Raw genomic sequence first — 25,409 nt, forward strand, 5'->3', positions numbered from 1 at the left:
TTTGAGTGGGACAATTAAACGTTTAACGTGCCCACTCAAACTTCGAGTGGAACAATTAGAATGGAATTTGACTAAAATCAGCTGGAAATGGGGCGGTATTCTCTAAGTTTGCTCAAGTAGGTAAATGGTTATACACCTTTTAGGTGATGTTTTGGTTTTAATTATCCCACTCACGATTTGAGTGGGACAATTAAACGTTTAACGTGCCCACTCAAACTTCGAGTGGAACAATTAGAATGGAATTTGACTAAAATCAGCTGGAAATGGGGCGGTATTCTCTAAGTTTGATCAAGTAGGTGAGTGATTATACACCTATTAGGTGATGTTTTGGTTTTAATTATCCCACTCACGATTTGAGTGGGACAATTAAACGTTTAACGTGCCCACTCAAACCATTCTCAGTGGGCACATTAAGCCCAACCCCAACCCCAACTCCAATCCCTCCCTCCGCTCCGATCAATCGGAAGACGATCACCAATTTAATTCACCCAATGTTTTTTGTTTGCCTCTACATTCTTATCAATATGCAAATTGTCGAATGCATTTAACTAAAATGCGAACGTTTGCATAAAGTTTCAGAAAGGGTTTTAACCAGCTTCTTTTTCTGAAAATTTATGGTAAACTCAAGTTAATTTATTATTATAAGTAAGTGAATGAATATACAGCCAATCATTAGTTGATTTTAACTTGTTTTTGAGGTCGCAACTGGCATAAATTCACAAGGTAATTCAGAACAATATTCTGAAAGGATGTTTGTGAGGACTTGCTTTCGCATTGTTTTTTTTATTTTGAATTGGATTGTTTTTTCGCAAACTTTCGCCTATACTAGGATAACTATGAAAGTTGAATTGCTTGACATTTAATATTCATCTATGAAAGGAGTTGTTTAGATGGTTTTTAATAAAAAAATATTGGTCTTTATGACCATTTTAACATCGACGATTTATATCATTTGGCGAACGGTTAGAACTTTGCCTTTTGAGTTTGGTTTGTTTTCGTTATTCTGTGGTTTATTTCTGTTAGTGGTTGAAATCATGGGCTTCTTCGAGATGATTGTCCATTTTCAACAATTGTCAAATCCCTTAACATTGGGCGAGACGCCGGAAATTGAAGTCGAGGAGTATCCTGACGTGGATATATTTATTTCGACTTACAATGAGCCGCGAGACCTATTATTTAAAACGATTAATGGTTGCTTGAATATGGATTATCCGGATAAGAGTAAAATCCATATTTATTTGTGTGATGATGGCAACCGTGATGAGATGGGTGTGTTAGCGGCTGAGCTAGGCGTGACTCATTTAGTGCGTGACACGCACCGTCATGCTAAAGCGGGTAACTTGAACCACGCGATGGCCAACACGACTTCTCCTTATATTGTGACCTTTGATGCTGATATGATTCCGCGACGTCACTTTCTCATGCGCACAATTCCTTACTTCGTTAAAGACAAGAAAATCGGCTTTATTCAAACCCCTCAGACATTCTATAACCCTGATTTATTCCAGTACAATTTATACTCTGAAAAGAGTACGCCGAATGAACAAGACTATTTTTACCGTGATGTGCAAGTCATGCGAAATCGAAGTAATTCGGTAATCTATGGTGGCACGAATACGATTCTTTCTCGTGAAGCGCTGGAAGCAGCCGGTGGTTTCTTTGTCGGCGTAATTACCGAAGATTTCGCGACCGGCATGCAGATTCAAAGCAAGGGTTTCCAATGTTATGCAATCGATGAAGGTTTGGCGGTCGGGATGGCGCCGGAGGATTTGAAGAGTTTAATTACGCAACGACGTCGTTGGGCGCGAGGCTGTATTCAAACCGGGCGTAAGATCAACTTGTTGTTCGTCAAAGGTTTGACGTGGGCTCAGAAAGTTAGTTATTTGACGTCGATTACCTATTGGTTAAGTCCCTTTAAGCAACTCGCTTATGTGATGGCACCGATTCTCTACGCCTTGTTTAACGTGATTGTCGTACGGACGTCGATTTTAGAAGTTGCAATTTTCTGGCTGCCAATGTATTTATTTAATAACTATACCTTGAAGAAATTGTCAGGCGGGATTCGTAATACGCGCCTGACTAACGTGTATGAAATGATTTTATTTCCCTCTTTATTAATACCCGTTTTCATGGAGTTGATTGGGGTCTCGATGACGACCTTTAAAGTAACGCGCAAAGATAGCGGTCAGAAATTTGAAGCGGTCAATCGTCGCTATAAGTTTCAGACGATTCTGCCACATTTGGTGTTCGCGATTTTAAGTTTGTTGGCGATCATTGTCAGTGTGCGTCAAACCTTTTTAACCGGCACACCCGCTTATATTATTATTATTTTCTGGGTGACCTTGAATTTCTATAACTTAACTATGTCAATTTTCTTTATGTTAGGGCGCCGCTCTTATCGCCGCTATGAACGTTTTTCGGCTGAAATTGATTGTATTGTACGCTTTGACGACCGAATTATGCGGACGAAAACGTATGATATTTCTGAAGCTGGTCTATCGGTTGAATTTAATTTTCCCGAATGGATTCCATCAGATCGTCCAGTGGAAATTGAGTTACGGTCGGAGTTTTATACCGCCAATTTAGACGCGCAAATCATGAATGTCTTTCCAGTTGGCGATAAATGGCGTTTTGGCTTTGATGTTGAAGCGAAAACTTTGCCAGATCAACAAGCATATTTGCAGATTATTTATGACCGCGAGCACAGTTTGCCGAAATATATTGTTGAGAACTACGGCAGTATCACGGATTGGGTTCACAATATCCAGTCGCGTTTCGCCAAGCAAGCACTGTTTAGCCGACGTTTGCCGCGCTTAAACATTCAAAAAAGCGTCATGACTGATCAAGGTTATGCAGTGACTGTTTGTGATTTCAACTATGATTATATTACCGTCGCTTTCGATAACAAGCAGCTAGCTTTAAGCGAGCCTGTCTCAGTGAACTCGCCGAATTCCGCTGTTGACGATCTGTCAGCTGGAGAAAAATCAGCTCAAGTGATTCCTGAGAAACTCCGTTTATTGGAGACCGGCTTCGTGATGGAATGCGAGCGCGTCGATTTACATCTACCTGGCATGGTGGCATATCAGCTGATCAATCGTGACGACATCATATCGCAACCTAGTTTTAGAACCCTATTAGCGACCTGGATTAACCATTTCGATCAAGTTGTCGATGAGCGTACGCTTTATCAGAAGAAAATTGATCACTATCTCGAACAACCTTTTTAAACCAATACGTATAGAACTTTAACGGAAATATTTTGCCGACTATTATGCAGAATATTAAACCGCAATATTTAACTGAAAATACGCAACGAAATCTAGGCCGAATTATTTATCAGAAATGACTGCTGAATCTAGTCAGAAATAATAAGGACGAATTATCAAGCCGCATTTTTCTAGCAAATATATTCCGAAAATTACCCAGCAACAAATAGATAACTAGCCAGCCACCGAGCTCGCTAGTAGTCACGACTATGTCAAACGAATGGAGCGATGCAAGTGAATTCAGTCCAGAAACTCAGCAAGAATATCAATCTTACACTACTATTAACCAGCATTTTATTCAGTGTTTTATTCGGCAAGCTTGCATCTAGTCTGCCGTTCGAATCGGGTGAGCAGCCGACCAAAGCAGGCGAACATCAGACCGAAGCGAGTGCGTACCTGACCAAAGCAAGCAGCACCAAACAAGTCAAGACTGTTACTTGGCCGGGCTTAATGCCACGACTGGTGTCCGCTCAAAGCGAGACCCCTGACACACCCGAGACACCAGACACTGCGGAGACACCAGTCGAAGAACTCTTAGTTGAAATGGTAAGCCGTGGTGGCATGCAAATAACCGTCCCGCGTGAAACAACGTCGCGCTTTCAACGGGTTGGATCAAGCACGGTTCTGGCAGCTGATTTCTCAGTTTGGGAAGATGGCGTCCTTTATGAAAGCACGCTCTCAGTGGATGGCGAATTAAGCGTCAGTGTCGACATGCCGCGCGCTAATGAGACATCGACCGTTACGTCAGCCATTGAAGACACTTTGGCTACCGCCAATCCCAACTCTACAACTAACCCTAAGCCGACCAATAAGTATTTAACACCCGAAGAACAAGCGGTCATCGATGGCATGCTCGACTGGCACACCTTATTTTTTTATGATTATGAGTCGCGGAATTTAGCTTTATATGACGCGGTGACCGTCCATATAAGTAATCCCGATGAGGACGCGCTAAGTGTCAATCTAGTAATGGAAAATAACGAATCAGAAGCAGATGCGATGGCTAATCTGCGTCAACCAGTCATTCAACCGACCCATTTATGGCTCAGCGCTGATGGTCAGACGACATTTGAAGTGCTCGCAATGGATGGGAACCGCTTTGAAATACCAGCAGGTTTTTCTGGTTATCTCTATATGCCTTTAGCTATGTATGGTGCTGAAGGCAGCAATCCTTTTATTTGGAGCGATACGATTGGACTGAGTGTTCATTTTCCAGCAGAAACTGGTCAACACTTTTTCAAAATCGGCAATATTCGTTTATTACGCGATAGCATCAGTCATAACGGGGCACGCTTGCAAACGCCGTCTTTAACGGGAAACTTCAATTTACTACTGCCAAAGACCGGTTCGATGTTGGAAGTCTATCAAGCAAGTCCGGAGACACTGGCAAAAGGTCGCCCAATTGAATTTGCATTAGCGAAAAATTATGAGGGCGTGTCTGTCAGTCCTGAAGGCCTGCTCGAACTTGAGGCAGCTAAACTCACCGTTGATAGCATTACATTAGACATTCGCGATCAAGAAAGTGGGACCTTTAACCGCCAAGTGATTCAATTGATGCCCTTAACCGAATTGAATCCAGCCTTAGCTGATTTATCGGTTCCCTTACCCACCGAAATTGCTTCTTTTAAAACGGATGAATTTGACGGCTGGCAACAGAACTTGGCCTATTTGCGGTTGGCAGCTGGCTTAGGCGCCTTTGCAATGGTTGGTTTATTCGTTTATTGGTGGGAAACCGAACGCCGTTACCGAATTGAAAATCACCGACAATTACGCGTGAAGAGAGGAGAGAAATAATGGCATTTTCAAGTATCACCTTTTTGTTTTACTTTTGGCCTCTCGCCTTGGTGTTATATTTCGCTTTTTCATTCTCACGCAGCCTACAGAATATCGTGCTTGTGGTTCTCGGATTAGCTTTTTATACTTGGGGCGAGCCGACTTATTGGCTGTTCTTAATCATCACACTGCTCGCGAATTACTTATTTGGCTTAGCCTTTACTCTCTTGAAACCTGGAAGCAAGAGCCGCAAACTGGTTTATTTGCTAGGCGTCAGCCTGAATTTAAGTGTCCTGATTGGCCTTAAATATATTCCGTTTTTATCGATCAGTTTCAATGCGATGACCGCCGGTTGGGTTCCGACCCTAAGTTGGCTATTTCCGATTGGAATTTCCTTTTATATTTTCTCGGCGATTTCTTATTTGTCGGATGTTTACCGCCAGACAACACCCGTCGAGAAAAGCCTGTTATCTTTAAGTCTTTATTTCACCTTTTTCCCCAAAATATTACAAGGACCCATTGTGCGTTATGCCGATTTTGCCCCGCAAATCCGTCACCGTCACCTAACTGCTGATAAAGTGGCTGAAGGGGGCGCGCGTTTTATTGTCGGCCTGGCAAAGAAAGTCCTGATTGCCAATCAAATGGGAATCGTCGCCGATCGCGTTTTTGAACTCCAAGTCATGGATAGCCTGACGATGGGCCTTGCTTGGCTCGGAATGCTGGCCTATACGTTGCAAATTTATTTCGACTTCTCTGGCTATTCAGATATGGCCGTTGGAATTGCGAAAGTTTTTGGTTTCGACTTAATGGAAAACTTTAATTATCCTTACATCTCTAAATCGATTTCAGAATTCTGGCGTCGCTGGCACATTTCGCTTGGGGCTTGGTTCAAACATTACCTGTATTTCCCACTGGGTGGCTCACGCATGAAGAACCAAGATTTAATTCTACGAAACTTAGCCATCGTGTGGCTAGCAACCGGCCTCTGGCACGGTGCCAACTGGACTTTTCTAGTCTGGGGTGTCTGGAATTTTCTGTTCATTGCCTTCGAACGAATCGTCAACTTTGACCGTTTAAAACTAAGCGATGGCTTCCGCCATGTCTATGCGATGTTAGTCGTTATGCTTGGTTGGGTAATTTTTCGCTCGGATAGTTTAACCGCTGCAGGCAATTATATTGGAACCTTGTTTAATCCTTTTGCTGGAAATTTGGGCGATGCAACCATTTGGCTGTTCATAAAAGAATACGGTGTTTACTTTTTACTAGGTTTGATTTTCTCGATGCCTGTGGCACCAAAAGTCACGCGCTGGTTGAGTGAAGGCATCACGGTTCGTCAACGGTTTTCACGTAAAGGCGCGGTCACTGATCACCGAATTGCCGAAAGTGTTTCTTTTCATCAAGTATTTGACATCTTATACCCAGTGATTCTATTAGCACTATTTGGTCTTTCGGTGATTTATATTCTGAAAGGTACTTACACGTCCTTTCTGTATTTCCAATTTTAGGAGGGCTAGCTTTGATTAAAAAACTGATAACCACTGCTTTTCTCTTCCTATTACTAGGAATCGGTGCATGGCAGAATCTGGCCGCTAACATAGAGGAAATTTCGCAAAATTGGTCAAGCTATATTCTAGAAAGTTCAAACTTGTTGAAAGATTGGCCAGCTTTTGTAGCTGAAACAAACAATGTAATTGATACAAAAGCAAGCTACAAGTACGAAGCATTAGAAGCTTACGGTCTAATTCAGACGATTCTATTAAAAAATGAAGTCGGTAATTTTGCGGTCGTCAAAGATCAGGATAATCAACTGCATTACACATATTTTACGAATGGACCCAATGATGTCAGTCAGTTAGCCGCCCGAATGGGGCGTCTGAATCAGGTGGTGAAAGCCTCTGACGCTGAACTAATTTACCTAATGACCCCAGACAAATATGAACCTGGTGTGACTCAACTTTCACGCGGCATGCCTTACAACTATGCAAATGAAACGGCCGACAATTTTCTCGATTTGTTGACGAAGTACGAGATCGATTTTATTGACTACCGTGACTTGTTACAAAGAGACGGGATGACGACGGACGATGTCTTCTACCGAACTGACCATCACTGGACCATCCAATCAACGTTCTGGGCTTACACACAATTGGTTGAAGAACTGGAGGCGCGCTATGGTTGGGAATTCTTGAATAAAGACTTTGTCACAAATTTAGATCATTTTAATCAAATACTTTACAAAGACACTTATATTGGATCAATGGGACGCAGCGTCGGTTACAGTTATGCGGGTGGTGTCGAAGATTTCACCTTGATTTATCCTAAGTTCGAGACCGACTTTCACATTTTTGAGGAAGCGTCAGTGACAGACGATGTTCAACGTCAAGGGCGCTTTGAAGATTCAATTCTGAATCCAGCTATACTAAAAGATAGTCAAGATATCTATGATGTCATGAATGATAAATACTTTACCTATATGGACGGTAATCCTGGGATTGTTCAGATTACCAATTTAAGCGAAGAAGCAGCCAACGAACCACGTGTGCTCTTTATTAAAGATTCGATGATTGTGCCAGTCGCTTCATTCTTTAGTCTTGGCACCGAATCAACCATGTTAATTGATCCACGCTATTACGGCGGGAGCATTGAAGAAGTCGTTGAAACAGGAGACTTTGATTATGTCTTTGTCACCTACACCCCGCAAAATCTAACGGAAGAATTCTTCCCGTTTTATGAGTAGCGATTTATCGGCTTGGGCAGCACGAACTTACACTGTCTATAAAAAGATAAAAGGATCATTCACCCCGTTTCATGACGATTTTGTCAGAATATAACTATATTAAACGTCGGGAGTCGCAGGTTCTGAGGTTTTATTTACTAGAAGAAGCAATTTTAATGATCAAGACTGATAGTGACCACAGAACGCATTTTACGTATTTTATCACGAGAAAGGGATGGAGGTAGACTAATGAAAGAGACGACTCATTTAAGAAAGTCATTTTTAGGTGGTTATCGCCGAGAGGATGTTCAGGAATATTTCGACGAATTGTACGAAGATGCTGAAAAGAAGTATCAAGAATTGGCCGATGAACATGACCGTGTCGAACAGGAGAATCTCTTGTTACGTCAGTGGCTTGGCCAGGCTAGCAATGAAGTAGAGGGTTTGAGTTTACCGGCTTTAGATTCAGAGGCGGCCTTTGACTTGCCGGAAGGCGTTTATCAATTTGACCAACAATCGAAGAAATTATTGGATTTAACACAATCGAGCGAACCGGTTGAATTTCAAGTGGCTGCTTCGGATCACGCCTTTGAAGTGCAAGAAAGAAAGCCAGCTTCTGATCAAGCCACTGTTAAACTGGCGGTTGTGCCAGAGAAGCACTCGGACGCCAAGGCTAATGCGAAGGAATTATTCAAAGCGAAAAAAGAATTCAAAGCGAATAATGATACTGTGATAGCGGAAGAGTCAGAAATTAATTCTGAAACAGCTGGCTCATACAAAGCACCGGTTGAAGCGAAGCCCAAGTTGGACTATCCGCAGAAAGCGCCAATAGAAAAAGCCCGTCAGCCGAAGCACTATTACATCAAAGGGCGTTCGAAAGCCACATCAGACATCGAACGGACAACGTCGCAGACAGAATCATCGACGATCCAAACAAATCAGATGAAGCAGGCGGAAGCTGGTTACGCGTCCGGCCAGGCGCAAAACTCAGGCCAGGCGCAAAACTCAAGCCAGACGCAAAACTCAGTCAAGGCGCAAAACTCAGTCAATCCATCCGCTTCAGCAGGACAAATGCCCGCTTTTGACAATCATGTCTTTGAAAATGGTCATCAACAAATGCAACAACAACATCAGATGCCGAATTATTACCAAACACCTTATTATCAGGTGCCAGGCTATCAACAGCCAGGATTTCAAAGCCCGGCACCACAGTATCAGTCAGCTTATTATCCAAATCAGCCATTTTACCAACAACCTGCGCCAGCGGATCCAAATTTACTCGCGCGGCTTGAGAAATTGGAATCTGAATTGACCCAAACAAAGACGAAATTGGACTTCGCCAATGGATTATTGAAAGATTTATATAAGTAGCTTGGCCGTTTGGAAATTTTAAAATGAATGAAGCAGATTCATTTGCTAAGCATGAAAAGGAGCAAGCAATGTATAAAATCATCCTCATGTTTATCATCATTCTAGCCGGACTCTGTCCGGCTAATTCTGCGTTACCTAAGTCGGTGTCGGCAACCACACCATCGATACCAACTAGCCCACCAACCTCAGACAGCCAAACACGGTCGCTTGAGTTTTCAACTAAGTTAGGCAATGGCTGGAATTTGGGGAATAGCTTTGATAGTCATGATTGGGCCGCCGATCAGGGCGAGCAGACGTGGGATAATCCAGTCGTGACTCAGGAATTACTACGAGCCATTAAAGCACAAGGCTTTGATAGTATCCGCCTGCCATTCACCGTCAATTACCGAGCGGATGAAACCGGGGTCATTGATCCAGCTTATTTGGGTCGCTACCAAGAAGTTGTGGATTGGGCATTGGCTGCGGATCTGTATGTAATCATTAATATTCACCATGACTCAATCGAATGGCTGCAGCTTTGGGACGGCCAGCGAGCGAGCACCGATCATCAGCGCTTTGCCTCTTTATGGCGGCAATTAGCACAGCGCTTCAAAGAGTACGACAATGAGCGTGTGTTATTTGAAGCCATTAATGAGCCACGCTTTGACAACTTGGATCAAGCGGCTCAACAAAAGAGTCTGGCGATTCTCAATCATGATTTTCACCGGATTGTCCGTCAATCAGGTGGCGAGAATACCAAGCGGATGTTATTACTGACGACCCTTTTAGGATCGACGGAACAGCCAAAGTTGGAAGCCTTGAAGGCGGAGATTGACCAATTAGCTGATGAAAATCTGCTCGCAACGGTTCATTATTATAGTGAATGGCACTTTAGTAATAATGTCGGTTATCCATTATATGATGAAGCACTGCCAAGCGGTCAGACACCTCGACAACTGAGTGAAGATTTCATTCAGCGATTGAATCAAACTTTTATCTATCAAGGAATTGGAGTCGTGATAGGTGAGTATGGCTTACTGGGCTATGACCGATCAGATGATGTAAACCCAATCGGTGAAACTTACAAATACATCGCCCATCTTAACCAGTTAACGCGTTACCAACCCATCAGCTTGTTCTTATGGGACAACGGCCAACACTTTGACCGGCTGGCTTTGACTTGGCGTTTCGAGGAATTTGGCGATGTGATTAGCCAATCGATGCATAGTGATTCGGCTTATGGGACATTCTTTAATACCTCTTACTTAACTGACGCTGAAGCAGATTTATTTATTACGCTGAGTTATAATGGTGCGAATTTGGACGAATTATTGTACAATGGAAAAGACTTGCTTGCTGGTCGTGACTTTGAAGTCAATCAAGACGGCGTCTATTTGTACCCAGGCTTTGCGGGTGAGGGTGGCACATTAACCATGCGTTTTACGCAAGGTGCAACTTGGAACCAACAGGTGAAAATTGTTGGCGACTTCATTCTAGCGGACAGCAGTTTGCCAGACACCAGCAGTAACGGCAGCCCCAACATCAGCAGTGGCGAAATTGTTATAGACACCAGTCAAGCAGAAGTCAGCAGCGAAAGCGTCGCCGCCGACCAAGGCACCAGCGATGACACCATCGCCGATAGCGAACGCGTCAGTCAACCAGACATCAACGCTCAACCAGACGCTGACCGCGAACCCGCCGACATCAACCAAACAACAAGCCAAGCCCAAGCAGGTACGCTCGTGATTCCCGTAGAGTTTGCGGGTCACGATGTGAAACGCATTAACTTAGTAACAGGCAACCAACCGATTCCCTTGACCTATTTAGAAGATTATCAACCGGACGTTCCTTTAGGACAATTAACACTTTCACGGACATTTCTAGCCACGCTTGGCAAGGGGCGACACAATCTAGTCGTTGAAACTTTTGCAGGCGGACATTATCCATACACGATTATTGTGGATGAAAAGGGGATACGTGGATTGGCTAAGTAACAATGGGCGGCGACTAGTAAAGCGAGGCGAGAACTTGATAGTTAGAATATTGGGTAACTTAGCAATAATTTTAGTCGATTTATATATATTAATTAAATTAAATAATAACGATTTCCCACTTAAGAAACAAGGCCCGAAGGAGTTAGCTGTTTACATTTTAATTCAAACAATTGTTTGTCTTTTTATGCTAGCAATGGCCCCAATGATTTTAGGGCTTCGGTTTGACTTTCGAGTCATCCTGTACATTCTGATGGCCACATATCTGGGGCTGAAAGTCACCCTTCCAACCATCGCGATAGTTGCGATCGGCCGACTGTTCTTTAGTAGTTATTTAAGTATCACATCGAATCTGATCTTTTCGGCGTATCTGATACTGACCCTACCATTCTTCCTTGAATGGTCGAAAAAGTATTTCAATGATCTGGGACAGTTGTTGGTCGTCAATGATATTTACTTGGTCAGTTTACTACCTTTTTATATTTATACGCTGGGCAGTTTGCAAAAGGCTTTCATGTTTTTTTCAATTGCACTGCTGTCCTCGACGGTTTTTATTCTAATTATTCATTATGTGATGCTTGATATTCGAAAACTTTTAAACTTAGCAATCATCGATAACTTATCGGACCTGTACAATTCCCGACGCCTGCAAGAGGATTTATCGAAGTATTCTAAATCCGATACTAAATATGCTTTATTGATGATTGATATTGATGATTTCAAATGTTACAACGATTTATATGGCCACTTAGTAGGCGACGAAGTGATTCGCAGATTTTCGCTAGTGCTGAAAGAAGCCGTCGGAAAAGATTATAGTGCCTACCGTTATGGCGGAGAAGAGTTCGTCGTGCTGGTTAAAGATCAGAATGGCAAAGTAGCCTACAGAGTTGCTCAAGCCTTTCAAACCCGGCTCCAAGATTTAGTCATTGCTTCTCCAATGGGCGGGGAACAACTGATTACAGTCACCGCCTCAATTGGGGTGGCCTATCAGTGGCGCGACGAGCATTTAAACCATACCTTTAAACGCGCCGATCAAGCCATGTATACAGCTAAACACAATGGTAAGAACCAAATTATTATTGGCTAAGTAGCCATATTGTACCAATTGGAGGATTCATTTATTCCTGATCTTTCAGAAATTGAAAGAGTTCGAAAAACATCATCACAATTATAGAAGGGATGTGTTAGAATGCAGAGTCAATTAGCGTCATTAAGAAACGATTTGTATCTAGTGTATCAACCGATTGTTCGCCGAATTACGACACGAGAAACCGAAATGACTGAATTTGAAGTCTTATTGCGAACCAAACGCAACCACCGCTACCCGGGTGACTTTATGGATTTCTTAATTTCGAGCGAAAATCGCAATCGCCAATTGTTGGAATGGTATAGTGAAGAAATGATCCGGATTATCCAAAAACATCCGACCTATCGCTTCGACATTAACATTCACCCGCAACAACTCACACATCCCTCGACTTGGGTCTTTTTAGAAAGCTTGTTAGAATGGAAGGACCGGATTCAAATTGAAATGACTGAAAAACCATTTCAACAATCCTGTACCGAAACGAGTGATGACCACAGCCTGTGCAATCAGATTAAAGCTATTCAAAAGCTCGGTTACCGCATAAGTTTAGACGATGTTGGCTCAGGCATCAACACGCTGGAATTGATCGCTGGCCGAATGACAGGCGTCTCGACCCTCAAATTCTCGATTCATAATTTTCGACGGATTTCCCCTGACGTCCTGAAACACTTTATCATTGCCTGGCGAGTTTTCGCGGACTCCTACGGCCTACGCATCGTCGTCGAAGGAGTCGAAAACCAAACCGTCGCCGACTACCTATTTGCCAACGGCATCGAATGGCAACAAGGCTACTACTGGGCCGAAAAAATCGACCTTTAAAACATTCTAGCTCTTTATAACTAAATAAGACTGATACGCTCTAACGGTGAAAGAAAAACCTCGTTGGAGCTTTTTATATTTGCGCCCAGCTTTTAGTCGCCCTCTGAATGCTTGACGAAAATTAAGGCCTAGATTTAGCAAGCCATCTATCAAGATTTCTTTAAATATGATAAACTTCTTCTATAAATGGAGGCGGTTTCTTTGAAGGAAAAAACATTAGGAGAATGGACTAGCTATCTTTTTTCAGGCGCCATTGCGGTGAATTATCTTGCGATGTGGTTTGATTTAATTGAGATCCGGACATTCGGTCTAGTTTTATTATTGCTAGTAGGAATTAACCAATTGTGGAACTCTTGGCGTGAATACCAAGAAAATAAACGCTTTGAAGGCATGGTCCTGGTGTCATTTGCCATTGGGGTGGCCACGCTCGGATTATTTATTTCCAGCTTTTTTTAAATTGCGATACCGTCTATTAAGTTAGGTGGTTTTTTTGTTTGTTAAGGAATTGCATTTGACTTCACGGACTTAGAAACGTTGTAAGAGCTGATTGAGATAGGTCTGTATTTCTATAAACTAGTCGCTTCTCTTTAATTCGCCATGCTTTTGGAAGGGTGACTGGCTTTGAAGTAAAAAATGAGTCGTATCTCTTTGATCCGCACGATTTCAGCAGAGGCACGGGTTCTTTATCAAATCGTCGTGAACCTCAGGTGAATGACTCCGCTGGGCTTGATGGTAGAATTGAGGAAGTGATGACTGTACTTCAAGCACGGTGTTTTCAGTTTAGCGTGACGTTGCATTAGAGCTCTTAAATCGACTTTTAAAAGCACTTGTCCTTCAAACCCACTATCATCTACCTCGACTCGAATCACCGTCAGTGTATTATGTCGAAATGCACGTTCGTCCAACCTTATATAGATATCTGGTTGACTGAACGTGAATGAAATGAAGGGCGTCTATCGCCACGTGGATTTCTCATGACGTTGTGTTATCGAGTCTGCATACTCACCTGCCAGCCCTCGCTAATCCCACTAATTCCGGTGTAGCACTTTGAGCGAGTAAGCCCGTGATAGTGAAGTATCTACTAATAAAATGTTAGAAGACTAAACTATTAGTAGAAAGGAATGAGACTAAAACCGGTGTGGCACCTTGAGCGACGCCGAATTGTGGCTGGTATTCGTTGTCGCTCACGTCGTGACACTGGATTTCTAAGGATTAGTCACAGTATTATGTTATATTCTGCCTAAAAAGCATCAGACCTTGCATAGACTCAGTGCAGGCATGCACCAGCAAAAAATAGATATCTTGATGAGGTATATTTCTGGTATAATGATTGAAATGCTTTAGAAAAAGGGGAGTTTTAGATGCAGCGTCAGTTGATTGCGATTGATTTGGATGGAACAACTTTGAATAATGAGTCTAAGTTGAGTCCTTTAACGGTTCGGACTTTGCGTGAATTGAATAAGCAAGGGCATGTGGTGTCGATTGCGACCGGGCGACCTTATCGAAGTAGTGCGTCGATTTATCAAGAGTTGGGAATTCGACGTCCAATGGTCAATTTTAATGGTGCGTTGTGTCATTTTCCAGGACAGACGGCTTGGACCGGGCGTTACCATCAAGGGTTGACGCGTGAAATAGCTTTGGAATTACTGGCACAGCAGAACGATTTGGCGATCGATTTGATGTTGGTTGAAGGCCAGGATCAATTATATTCGCGCCGCTTAACGTTTGGTGACAATGAAATGGCACGCGATGGCTCCCAGACAATAGGAATTTATGATTGGATGCGTTTAGACGAGCGAGCGATTCTGTCGAATGATGCAACTTTCGCGGATCCGACGGCACTACTTTTGTTGAGTCAGCGCGAGCGACAAAGTGAGATTCAGAAGAATATTCAACGCTCATTTGGCGACTATGTTGACATTCATACTTGGGGTGGGGAAGCGCCGGTCCTAGAAGTTGTGCGACAAGGCGTCCATAAAGCAATTGGGGTCGATACGATTGCGAAATATTACGGAATTTCGGCGTCGAACGTCTTAGCTTTTGGGGACGAACTGAACGACCTTGATATGTTGGACTATGCGGGAACGGGCGTTATGATGCGCAATGGCAACCAAGCGCTTCAAGCTGTCGCCAACGACCAAACAGAATTGACGAATGACGAGGACGGTTTGGCACACTATCTGATTGAGCGTTTTGGTTTGTCCAAATAGATAGTTGAAATAGTCGAGCAATTAAAAGTAGCGTTCAGAAAACACGTCTTTAGTACGTGTTTTTTATTTGGTTCAGCGGATAAAAATTCCGAAATGGCGCTTGTCCACTGGGCTTTGTAACAAAAAATGATAAGGTCTTAAAGTTTTAATAAAAAACTTGTTAATCTATAATTAAAACGATACAATTACATAATGTTTTGTGAGGAATATTAGCGAAAATCAACAAGAGAAGGTTGGATATTAATTGGAAGAAAAGACAATTCAGTCAATTAGCAAAAAAGTACAGAACCTAAGTCTAGCTTTTCAACCGATTTGGGAAATAACTGGTAGTGGAGCGGTTATTAAGAGTTACGAAATACTATTGCGTTACGCGGATGGAGACTTTTTCCCATTTGAGATTTTTAATAAATTAACACGCACTGAAGAAGCTTGTAAATTACTCAATCAATGGTATGAAAATAAGATTACGTATTATTTAAGCAAGTATCCAGAAGTCATCTTTAATTTGAATGTCGACTTACAACAAATGCAATACACATCGACGTGGGAATTATTAAAAGGTCTCAGTCAATTTAAGAAACGCATCGCGATTGAAATGACCGAATTTTATCAAGTGTCGAACCTCGAACACAAACGTTTATTCTTTGAATCGATGGCTTACATCCGCGAATTGGGTATGCCACTAGCTTTCGACGACGTTGGCAATGGTCAACATTCGATTAGTTTCGTCACGAAGAATATCCACCTCGTCGATATGGTTAAAATTTCGCTCTTACACCTACAGCATTTAGACCCAATTACAGTTGGCTTATACGTTGACATATGGGTGCGAATTGCTAAAGTTGCTAAGGTTGACTTGGTCATTGAAGGAATCGAAAATCAAACAACCGCGGACATCATGACTTCGCGCGGCATTATTTTTCAACAAGGTTTTTTTTGGTCGAAACCGATTCAAGAAATTTAGCTCCCAATTTTGAGAAAGCCGCTGCGCGGTTTTTTTTTATATTCGGGAATTAAAATGAACTTGAACTGTGCTTGTGTCCTACTTAGAAACTGGTATAATTATGTTAAGACACTGTAATGGAGGGTGTGAGGAGCCGTATGCTAGTAAATTTATTTATCAATGTAGGTATTATGTTAGTTGCTATTTATTTCTATTTCTCGGTTAATCGATCAAGTACCAATTACCGTGACCCATCTTGGACTCATCACTTGATGTATACGCTGGGACTTTCAATTGTGGGCATTAGTCAGATGATATTTTCAATAACGATTTATGAGATTCGACTCGATTTTCGGGGCTTGTTGTTCGCGATTGCTTTTAAATATTTCGATTTAAAGACGGCCATAAGCAGTTTAATTTTTCTAACATTAGCGCGGTTTATGTGGGGTCAGAATAATGTCTCACTGCTTAATTTAGTGAATGGAGTCTACTTATTGATTTCTTTGCCATTGTTAGCTCAATATATGAAAACACGTTTTTCAGAATCGACCCAGTTGGCTATTTTATTGGCAAATGGTACTTTAACAACTTCCATATCATTACTGATTTTAATTAAAGATGTGATGCACTCATTGCAGCTGATTATTCTACTTTGGTTAGCAAATTTCCTATTATTGTTTTTCTGTGTGGCGATTATCAAAGATTTGACGAAAATGGTCAAGCTGATCAATAATGATTGCTTGACGAGTCTGAATAATCAACGACGTTTTCAAGAAGATCTTGGGATTCTGGAATCTGTTGAAAAGAACCTCTCGATTGCTTTGCTTGATATTGATCATTTTAAATTATATAACGATACTTTTGGCCATGAAGTTGGCGACATGGTCCTCCAGAGATTCTCCGAATTATTGACAGCACGGATTAGCCTGAAAACTAATGCCTACCGGGTGGGAGGCGAGGAATTTGCCTTGATCATGACGGGTAAGAGCCAAGAGGAAGCTGAGGAACTTGTCCAACAGCTTCGAGAAATCTTTGAGAAAACACCCTACTTAGGTCATGTTAATCAAGCGATTACGCAACCGACGGTTTCGATTGGCCTAGCTCATCGTGTCTTGTCGGAAACACCGGTGGATACGTATCGCCGCGCTGACCAGGCCCTTTACTTCAGTAAGAATAATGGACGTAACCAAGTAAAAGTGGCACAGTATCCGCCGATAGAGAACGTAAAAGTAGAAGAAGCGTCGAACGACGGCCTGCTCATGCAAGTCGACCAGGTTAGCCAAGTGATTCAAGCGAAACTAACAGCTCAATCACTTCAATCGCCGGAGACGACTGAATAGTTCGAATAATCAGAATAATCTAAGAAATCCGACTAAACCGAATAGTTCGAATAATCAGCCCTTAATGTTAGAGATTTAATTAGAAAAACCGCAGCACTCGTTTGAGTGTCGCGGCTTTTTTATTGTCATTAGTTTCTTAGTCAGGCTAAAAACTGAATACTTTTGAGTGTTTATTGCTATATAAAGTTAGCATGATAAGTTGCTCTGGTTTGTCTTTAGCCTCAAACTTCGTGAAAATAATTGCTTATCTTCTAAAAGCGGCAAGCGATTCGATCACGTCATTCGCTTCAGCAAACATCGTTTCGATAATTTCTTTGACTGGTCGGACTTCTGTGATTAGTCCAGCAATCTGGCCGAAAGTCACAATTTCATTGGTTGTATCGCCGTCACGAGCTGCTCTCACTAAAGATGGAATTGTGTATGCTTCCAGTGCATCTAAATCAACGCTTGGATCCTCATCCAATTCGACATGTTTAACGGTGGCTGCATTTTTCGTCATCCGCATCGGACCACGCGTTTTGCTACCAGAAACGACCGTTGCGGTATCGTTGGCATCGACTAAAGCTTGTTTGTAATTATCATGAATGGGTGCTTCAATTGAAGCCACAAAAGCCGTCCCAACTTGAACGCCAGCCGCTCCAAGCGCATAGGCTGCGACAATCCCATGACCATCCGCAATTCCACCAGCTGCAATGACCGGAATTGTGGTGACAATTGCCGCTGCTTGACGCGTTAAGGTCATGGTTGTTGCCGTTCCAATATGCCCGCCAGCTTCCATCCCTTCTACGACAACACCGTCAGCTCCGTTATCTTCCATTTTTTTAGCGACTCGCGCTGAAGGTACGACTGGGAAAACCTTGGCTCTAGCTGCATGAATTTTGTCGAAATATGGTAGGGGGTCGCCTGCCCCAGTGGTAAAGAATTTAATTCCTTCTTCTAACATCACATCGATCAAGGCATCTGCATTCCCGGTCATAATTGCTACGTTAGCGCCAAATGGTTTGTCGGTTAATTCTCTGATTTGACGGATATCCGCACGTACTTGCTCAGGTTTTGAACCAGCCGTTGCTAGGATACCCATTCCGCCAGCTTCAGAAACTGCCCCCACTAATTCAGGCCGCGACACGCCACCCATCGCTCCACAGAAAATCGGATACTCGATGCCCAATAACTCAGTTAGTTTCATCATCATTCTTTCTCCTCCAAAATTTAGTTTGTTAATTACTTCACAATTTAATTGTAAGATACCATTTAGAAAATTACAAGCTGACACCGATTAGTAAAACTTATGGAGATATTAATTGAAGGAAGTGGGGAAAAGTAGGGATGACGGAGCGAGAGACTAGCTTAGGCGCGGCAAAGAGGGTGATTGCTACTATTGAACAACTAAGACCGGCGCAGTCATTCTTTAGTCGTTCACGGCAATTAAATAAGACTAATATTTTATTTGATCGGCTGGAATCCAGTGGCTGCTAGCTTTGTCTGTTGACAAGTAGGTGCTGATTTGAAATTTGGAAGGGATATTGCTAAGACGACTTGTCATTAAAAGCTGATATCGTAGATCACCAGCCACCATGATATTTTAAGTGACTTAGCCAGTATTTTTCATAATATTAATCAGCAGCCTAGCATGCAATAAACACCGAATGATTATCAGCAATATTTTGGCCGGAATTTTATATAAAATAATATATAATAAATTATATAAGTGTCTTGACAGCTTTATATATCGAGTGTATACTCTAAATATAAACTAATGTGAAAACAAACACAAATGGTGACGTGATACCTAGGAGAAAGACAGGGGGAGAGGGAGCAAGGTGAATATTGACCGTTTTATAGAGGCGCGAAAGCAACTGGGTTTGGCCCAAAGTGAGCTTTGTGAAGGCATTTGTACGCAGGCCACCTTGAGTCGCTTTGAGAATAATGGCCAGGTACCTAATCTGAAAATTCTGATGAAGCTTTGCAATCGATTGAACTTGTCGCTAGGCGATTTGTTTCCAAAAATTGGCGTCAAGAATCCAGAAGCTATTGAAAAAATGAACCAAATAGAGTTTTGGCTAATCACGAGTGAATTCGAGCAAGCGAGTCAGCTGCTGAAGACATTGGACGTGCATGCGCTAGAAAAAGATCAATTATTGAAATTACGCTATCACTATCTTGAGGGCTTTCTACTTATGTATAATCAGGCGCCGACGATGGATATCATGTTCGTTTTCGATCAAATTATTACGGCGCCCTTGACTGAGCAATCGGAAATTTTTCACATGCTCGCTTACACGGGCATTGGCATGATTTATATGGGCGAGGACGATCAAGATAAGGCAGAATTTTACTTCCATAAAGTTATGGAACGAATTTACAACTATCCACACCAGACAATCGAAGATACTTGGCGTGTCTTACACGTAGTCTTCCAATCTTCTGTCTTTTACTCAGAAGTCAATGAAATCGAGATAAGTGACGCACTCTGTCATTTCGCGATTAACATTTGTTCTGATAATCACGTGACATATTACTTAGCGCGGGCCGCGATTCAATTGGCCAAGAATGCGATCAAGCAGCAGGCAGAGCGCAGTCAGATTCTTGAATTAATTTACGATGCCAGAGCATACTCGAAAATTAATCGCAATACAGTCGCTTTAACCGAATTGAAGAAAATGGAAAAAACAGTTAAACAGGAGGAATTATAAATGGTACATTTAATCGCACTTGTGGGAACAAACTCAGATAAATCAACGAACCGCAACTTATTACAATACATGGCATCACATTTTTCAACTCAAGCAGAAATCGAAGTGGTGGAAATCAAAGACTTGCCACTGTTCGACAAACCAGCCGATAAAGTCTTACCGCAAAGTGTGCGCGACTTGGCAGAAAAAATTGAAGCTGCCGATGGTGTCATCATCAGTACTCCTGAATATGACCACTCAGCTCCAGCGGCTTTAATCAGCGCATTAAATTGGTTATCATATGGCGTGGTACCTTTCGTCGACAAACCAGTCATGATCACAGGTGCTTCATACGGCACTTTAGGTTCGTCTCGTGCGCAACAACATTTACGCCAAATGCTCGATTCACCTGAATTAAAAGCACGCATTATGCCAAGTTCAGAATTCTTGTTAAGCCATTCTTTACAAGCTTTCGACGCCAATGGCAACTTAGTTGACGCTGAAAACGTTGAATTACTTGAAGGTTTATTCGCAGATTTCCTACAATTTATCGAGATCATGAAGCAATTAAACCACGCACATGCTGCTAATAAAGCACACGCTGAAAACTTTTCTTGGGACAATAAATAGAGGGAGCGACCACATATGAAATTAGTAGGACTAGTAGGATCAAACGCTGAACAATCTTATAACCGCACATTATTACAATATATCGCGAAGCAATTTAATGATAAGTTTGAATTAGAGGTAGTCGAAATTAAAGATGTGCCATTATTTAACCAATCAGATGACCAAACAAATACACCTGTGATTCAAGATTTAGCCGCTAAAATCAAAGCAGCCGACGGTGTGATTATCGCGACACCAGAACACAACCATACAATTCCCGCAGCATTGAAAAGCGTTATCGAATGGCTTTCTTTCAAAATACATCCGTTCGAAAATAAGCCGGTTATGATCATTGGTGCTTCTTACTTTAAACAAGGTTCGTCACGTGCACAATTAGACTTACGCCAAATCCTGGATTCGCCAGGCGTTAACGCGATTGTTTTACCTGGTAACGAATTCTTATTAGGTAACGTTAAAGAAGCCTTTGACGACGAAGGTAACTTAAAAGATCAAGGGACCCAAGGTTTCTTAGGCTTATGTTTAGACAAATTTACACGCTTTATTGAAGTAGTTTCAGTCTTAGAAAAACCCGCAATACCTAAGGAGGCAGCACCAGTGGAAGATTTATGGGCAACAGGAACGATTGATACAACCGTTGATGGTATCGATATGCAAGCAGACAATTGGTTAGAATTAGCAGCTGAACAAGTTGGCGCAGCAGAAGGTAGCACCTACGTTAAATTAGACCGTGGTCTTTTAACAGTTGATCAATTAAACTACTTCTTAAACTCAATGCCAATGGAATTAACATTCGCAGACTACAACAACCAATTCTTATACTACAATCGTCATAAAGATTCAGACGAAATGTTAGCAAAACGTGTACCAGGACAAGTTGGTAACCCGCTAGCGAAATGCCATCCACCAAGAACATTTAAAAACGTTTCTTGGGTAATCAGCCAATTACGTTCAGGTAAACAAGACATCGTACAAGTTCACGTACCAACACATGGTCCAGACAAATATGTTGTTCACAACTACCAAGCAATGCGAGACGCTGACGGCAACTACATGGGAATCAACGAATACATCATGGACTTGAAACCAACTATCGAATGGTACTTGAAACAAACTGGTCAAGAATTAGTTGGCGGTAAAAAAGCTGATGCAGTTTCAGGTGCATCTCAAGCAGCAGCCGCTCCAGACGCAACATCAAGTGCTTCAGTCCACGACGAACCAGCGGCACCAGCAACGGTCACAGCTGTCGAAGCTAAACAAAACGCGGATGCTGTTTCAAGCGCCAGTGTTTCAGAATAATGTTCAGTCGATCGATTATATTTAGCTTCCGCGAAATAAATTAAGTAGAAAAAGCGCCCAACCTCCTTTTGGAGAGTGGGCGCTTTTTCATGTGTGTTCACAGTGATCAGAGAATATGATTGCTTTTGATTTTCTTGATTGGAATGGGATTGATGTGAGCTGATCTCCGAAAAACGACTAGCATGTCGGTAGATTGTTATTGAGACTGCCAGAGCAATCAATAAGCTTTTAGAAGGCTGATGTGTTACGAGTATTAAGAGAACCGTAAGGTGAGCCGGTTAGAACGCCGGTACGACTATATGGTCTCACTGCTCTAATATAATCGTTGTTGACCAAAGGGAGACAACACTACCTGTTACTTATAAGAAAAGTCCCTATCTAACCGAGCCTCACTAGCCGTTATTATCAAAACACCGGCTAGAGGTCGAGCCTCACTAGCCGGTATCATCAGACCATCGGCGAGAGGCCATGCTTCTTCGCGGCATGGATCAAGCTTAGAAAGTTGACTTAGCCTGCCTGACAGACTAAGTCAGAATTCACAACTGCTCATGATTCCTTAACTGTTCTGTTTCACAGAGCCTAGCTAAATCCAGCAACACCTCGAAGTCCCAAACACCCCGGATTACCGAGACCCAGCTCCAAAACAAGCCCAAGCCTCAGCGCCAAGAACCAGCCCCAGAATCTAATGGTCACCCTGTAACTTCAAATCCTCAATATTTAAATAACGTGAACCAACAACCGCAATCCCACCGTAGATAGTCGCCATATCCGTCAAACGACTGACGGATAGTTTGGTATCTTGTGCAATTCGACGATTAAGTTTGACCGTCAATGAGTCCAACAAAGCTGGAATGCGGTTGAAAATCATTCCGTTAATAATCACTTCATCCGGATCATAAGATGAAATTAAATTATTGATGCCGACACTTAAATAGTCGATGACTTGAGTGACTTCCTCGGTAATAATCGGATCACCTTGATGCCACAACTTAATCAGCTCATCCACTTCAATAAAATCAATGTCCATTCTTTCTTTGATACTTCGAAACAAAGCTTTCGAAGATGCATAACGCTCGAGGCAGCCGAGATTGCCACAAGGACACGGACGACCACCTGGAAATAGAATCGTATGGCCAATTTCTCCAAAGCGACCATGCGTACCAGTCATTAATTTTCCGAACTGAATCACACCAGCACCAATCCCACTTTTAATGTTGACATTAATAATCCGATCTTGATCAGTCACAAAAGTATATTCACCAATTGCCGATAAGTTCGCCTCATTCTCTAAGTAGACCGGACATTGGTAAGTTGACTGTAGACAGCCGTGAATATCAAGCTCAGTGAAATCATAGAAGGGGGAAAATGTGATCTGATTATTTAACGTCACTCCGTGAATTCCGACTGTAATTCCAACTAAGCCATTGGGCGTTTCAGGCAGATGGCCCAAATGTTGATTGATGAGACCTTTTAAAGTATCTACTATAGTATCACTTTCAATTAAAGCCGTTTTTTCTTCCTGATAGTGGATTATCTCGCCATTTAAATAAGCCAAACAAGATTGAATATAATTCTGACCAAGTTCGATTGAAATGGCAACCGCTGTTTTAGGGTTAAATTCCAAGAGAATCGGTTTACGACCGCCAGTAAGCGTTGATGAGCCGACACCTGATTCATAAACTAATTGTTCTTCTATTAAATTGTTAACCACAGCAGAAGTAGTGGTTTTATTTAACTCATTTAATTTTGCTAAATTTGCTCGCGAAATTGGTTGATGTTCAATGATCGAACCTAATAATTTTATCTCGTTAACATCGCGATTACTTAAGTTTGTCATCTCCATAAACTACACCCGCTCTTTCTTCATGTTGTTAGCATAAAACATTTTTAAAAGAATAGCAATCAGTTTGTAAAAAGTATTGACAAACCGAAATGATAACGTTATCATGTAGTTAGTTAATAAAGTTGACAAACCGATTAAAAATTTTAGGGGGCTATTAAATGAGTTATTTTAAAAATGTAGAGAAAATCAAATACGAAGGCACAACGACTAAGAATCCATTCGCGTTTCGTCATTATAATGCAGAAGAAGTTGTGTTAGGCAAATCGATGAAAGAGCACTTACGCTTTGCGATGGCTTATTGGCACACAATGACACAAGATGGTTCGGATCCATTTGGTGCAGCCACTAATCAACGTGACTGGTTATCAGATGATCCAATGGAAACTGCGCGCAAACGTGTGGATGCCTTCTTCGAATTATTAGTGAAATTAGATGTTGAATACTTCTGTTTCCACGATGTGGATATTGCACCTACAGGTGACTCATTAGAAGAATTCTTTGAAAACTTAGATGAAATTACGGACTTAATGCAAGTGAAAATGAAAGAAACAGGCATTAAATTATTATGGAACACAGCTAATATGTTCACTCACCCACGTTTTGTGAACGGTGCTGCTTCTTCAAACAATGCAGATGTGTTTGCTTACGCAGCCGCACAAGTTAAAAAAGGTTTAGATTTGAGTAAAAAACTTGGTGGACAAAACTATGTCTTCTGGGGAGGCCGTGAAGGTTATGAGTCATTATTAAACACTAACATGGGCTTAGAACAAGATAATATTGCACGTCTATTCAAAATGGCGATTGCTTACACAAACAAGATTGATCATAAAGTTCAATTCTTAATTGAACCAAAACCAAAAGAGCCAATGACTCACCAATACGATTTTGATGCGGCAACGTCAATGGCATTCTTATACCGTCACGGTTTAGAAAATGACTTTAAATTAAACTTAGAAGGTAACCACGCGACACTAGCGGGTCATACCTTTGAGCATGAAATTCGTGTCGCACGTGAACATAATGCCTTAGGATCTTTAGATGCTAACCATGCGGAAACAATGTTAGGCTGGGATACGGACGAGTTCCCAACAAACGTATTAGATATCACGTTAGCCATGTACGAAGTCTTAGAAAATGGCGGGATTGCACCAGGTGGCATCAATTTTGATGCGAAGGTACGTCGGACATCATTCGAAATGGATGACTTAGTATTAGCACATATCGCAGGTATGGATACCTTTGCTCGAGGCTTGAAAGGCGCCGCTAAATTAAAAGAAGATAAATTCTTTGAAGACATTTTAGAAGAGCGTTATGCAAGCTACTCTGAAGGTATCGGAGCAAGTATCGTTGCCGGTAAAGAAGACTTAGAATCATTATCTGAGTACGCTTTTAAAAACCAAGAGATTGTAAACAAATCCAACCGTTTAGAGTATGTTAAATCAGTCTTAAATGATTACTTAGTTTAAAATTAAA

Annotated in this window: 18 protein-coding genes; 16 read left to right on the forward strand and 2 right to left on the reverse strand. The window is 41.9% G+C overall.

Annotation, left to right across the window (positions count from 1 at the left end):
• The first annotated feature begins 890 nt into the window (after positions 1 to 890).
• From ACTQ45_RS07215 to ACTQ45_RS07270, 12 genes are all read left to right on the forward strand, one after another.
• A complete protein-coding gene (locus ACTQ45_RS07215) occupies positions 891 to 3,227 on the forward strand; it encodes a glycosyltransferase (protein ID WP_441763340.1) in 2,337 nt (778 codons plus the stop codon).
• A gap of 267 nt (positions 3,228 to 3,494) precedes the next feature.
• Positions 3,495 to 5,060, forward strand: coding sequence for a hypothetical protein (locus tag ACTQ45_RS07220; RefSeq protein ID WP_441763341.1), 1,566 nt, complete (start codon positions 3,495 to 3,497; stop codon positions 5,058 to 5,060).
• Positions 5,060 to 6,544, forward strand: coding sequence for an MBOAT family O-acyltransferase (locus tag ACTQ45_RS07225; protein WP_441763342.1), 1,485 nt, complete (start codon positions 5,060 to 5,062; stop codon positions 6,542 to 6,544). Before ACTQ45_RS07220 ends, ACTQ45_RS07225 begins: the two co-directional genes overlap by 1 nt.
• Before the next feature lie 11 nt (positions 6,545 to 6,555).
• The gene (locus tag ACTQ45_RS07230) at positions 6,556 to 7,776 is read left to right on the forward strand and encodes an alginate O-acetyltransferase AlgX-related protein (protein WP_441763343.1); all 1,221 of its coding nucleotides are present in this window, start codon (positions 6,556 to 6,558) and stop codon (positions 7,774 to 7,776) included.
• Positions 7,777 to 8,004: 228 nt separating this feature from the next.
• Positions 8,005 to 9,126: a hypothetical protein gene (locus tag ACTQ45_RS07235; protein WP_441763344.1), complete on the forward strand. Its 1,122-nt coding sequence runs from the start codon at positions 8,005 to 8,007 to the stop codon at positions 9,124 to 9,126.
• 23 nt (positions 9,127 to 9,149) lie between these two features.
• Positions 9,150 to 11,099 (forward strand): cellulase family glycosylhydrolase, encoded by a 1,950-nt coding sequence (locus ACTQ45_RS07240; RefSeq protein WP_441763345.1) that lies wholly within the window; start codon positions 9,150 to 9,152, stop codon positions 11,097 to 11,099.
• 34 nt (positions 11,100 to 11,133) lie between these two features.
• Positions 11,134 to 12,183: a GGDEF domain-containing protein gene (locus ACTQ45_RS07245; RefSeq protein WP_441763346.1), complete on the forward strand. Its 1,050-nt coding sequence runs from the start codon at positions 11,134 to 11,136 to the stop codon at positions 12,181 to 12,183.
• A gap of 102 nt (positions 12,184 to 12,285) precedes the next feature.
• The gene (locus ACTQ45_RS07250; protein WP_441752022.1) at positions 12,286 to 13,002 is read left to right on the forward strand and encodes an EAL domain-containing protein; all 717 of its coding nucleotides are present in this window, start codon (positions 12,286 to 12,288) and stop codon (positions 13,000 to 13,002) included.
• Between the two features lie 201 nt (positions 13,003 to 13,203).
• On the forward strand, positions 13,204 to 13,458 hold the full coding sequence (locus ACTQ45_RS07255) for a hypothetical protein (RefSeq protein ID WP_441752024.1): 255 nt from the start codon (positions 13,204 to 13,206) through the stop codon (positions 13,456 to 13,458).
• 905 nt (positions 13,459 to 14,363) lie between these two features.
• The gene (locus ACTQ45_RS07260) at positions 14,364 to 15,212 is read left to right on the forward strand and encodes a Cof-type HAD-IIB family hydrolase (RefSeq protein WP_441752026.1); all 849 of its coding nucleotides are present in this window, start codon (positions 14,364 to 14,366) and stop codon (positions 15,210 to 15,212) included.
• A 244-nt stretch (positions 15,213 to 15,456) separates the two neighbouring features.
• Positions 15,457 to 16,176 (forward strand): EAL domain-containing protein, encoded by a 720-nt coding sequence (locus ACTQ45_RS07265; RefSeq protein WP_441763347.1) that lies wholly within the window; start codon positions 15,457 to 15,459, stop codon positions 16,174 to 16,176.
• Positions 16,177 to 16,313: 137 nt separating this feature from the next.
• The gene (locus tag ACTQ45_RS07270; protein ID WP_441763348.1) at positions 16,314 to 17,495 is read left to right on the forward strand and encodes a GGDEF domain-containing protein; all 1,182 of its coding nucleotides are present in this window, start codon (positions 16,314 to 16,316) and stop codon (positions 17,493 to 17,495) included.
• A 244-nt stretch (positions 17,496 to 17,739) separates the two neighbouring features.
• Here the strand turns inward: ACTQ45_RS07270 and ACTQ45_RS07275 are convergent, their stop codons facing one another.
• Positions 17,740 to 18,684: an NAD(P)H-dependent flavin oxidoreductase gene (locus tag ACTQ45_RS07275; protein ID WP_441763349.1), complete on the reverse strand. Its 945-nt coding sequence runs from the start codon at positions 18,682 to 18,684 to the stop codon at positions 17,740 to 17,742.
• Positions 18,685 to 19,315: 631 nt separating this feature from the next.
• On the opposite strand from ACTQ45_RS07275, the gene ACTQ45_RS07280 reads away from it, so the two are divergent.
• Genes ACTQ45_RS07280 through ACTQ45_RS07290 form a run of 3 tightly spaced genes read left to right on the forward strand, consistent with a single transcriptional unit; the run spans position 19,316 to position 22,093 of the window.
• On the forward strand, positions 19,316 to 20,188 hold the full coding sequence (locus ACTQ45_RS07280) for a helix-turn-helix domain-containing protein (protein ID WP_441752033.1): 873 nt from the start codon (positions 19,316 to 19,318) through the stop codon (positions 20,186 to 20,188).
• Positions 20,189 to 20,797 carry an NADPH-dependent FMN reductase gene (locus ACTQ45_RS07285; protein ID WP_441752035.1) on the forward strand — a complete coding sequence of 203 codons (609 nt, stop codon included), beginning with the start codon at positions 20,189 to 20,191 and terminating at the stop codon, positions 20,795 to 20,797.
• A 15-nt stretch (positions 20,798 to 20,812) separates the two neighbouring features.
• Positions 20,813 to 22,093, forward strand: a complete 1,281-nt coding sequence (locus tag ACTQ45_RS07290) for an NAD(P)H-dependent oxidoreductase (protein WP_441763350.1) — start codon at positions 20,813 to 20,815, stop codon at positions 22,091 to 22,093.
• A gap of 682 nt (positions 22,094 to 22,775) precedes the next feature.
• On the opposite strand, the gene ACTQ45_RS07295 is transcribed toward ACTQ45_RS07290, so the two are convergent.
• The gene (locus ACTQ45_RS07295; protein ID WP_441763351.1) at positions 22,776 to 23,936 is read right to left on the reverse strand and encodes an ROK family protein; all 1,161 of its coding nucleotides are present in this window, start codon (positions 23,934 to 23,936) and stop codon (positions 22,776 to 22,778) included.
• 158 nt (positions 23,937 to 24,094) lie between these two features.
• Here ACTQ45_RS07295 and xylA point away from each other — a divergent pair, with 158 nt between their 5' ends.
• Complete coding sequence (gene xylA / locus ACTQ45_RS07300; RefSeq protein ID WP_441752041.1) at positions 24,095 to 25,402, forward strand: xylose isomerase; 1,308 nt, start codon at positions 24,095 to 24,097, stop codon at positions 25,400 to 25,402.
• The last annotated feature ends 7 nt before the right edge of the window (positions 25,403 to 25,409 follow it).

Origin of the sequence: Fundicoccus sp. Sow4_D5, assembly GCF_052116365.1 — a bacterium.
Lineage (GTDB): Bacteria > Bacillota > Bacilli > Lactobacillales > Aerococcaceae > Fundicoccus.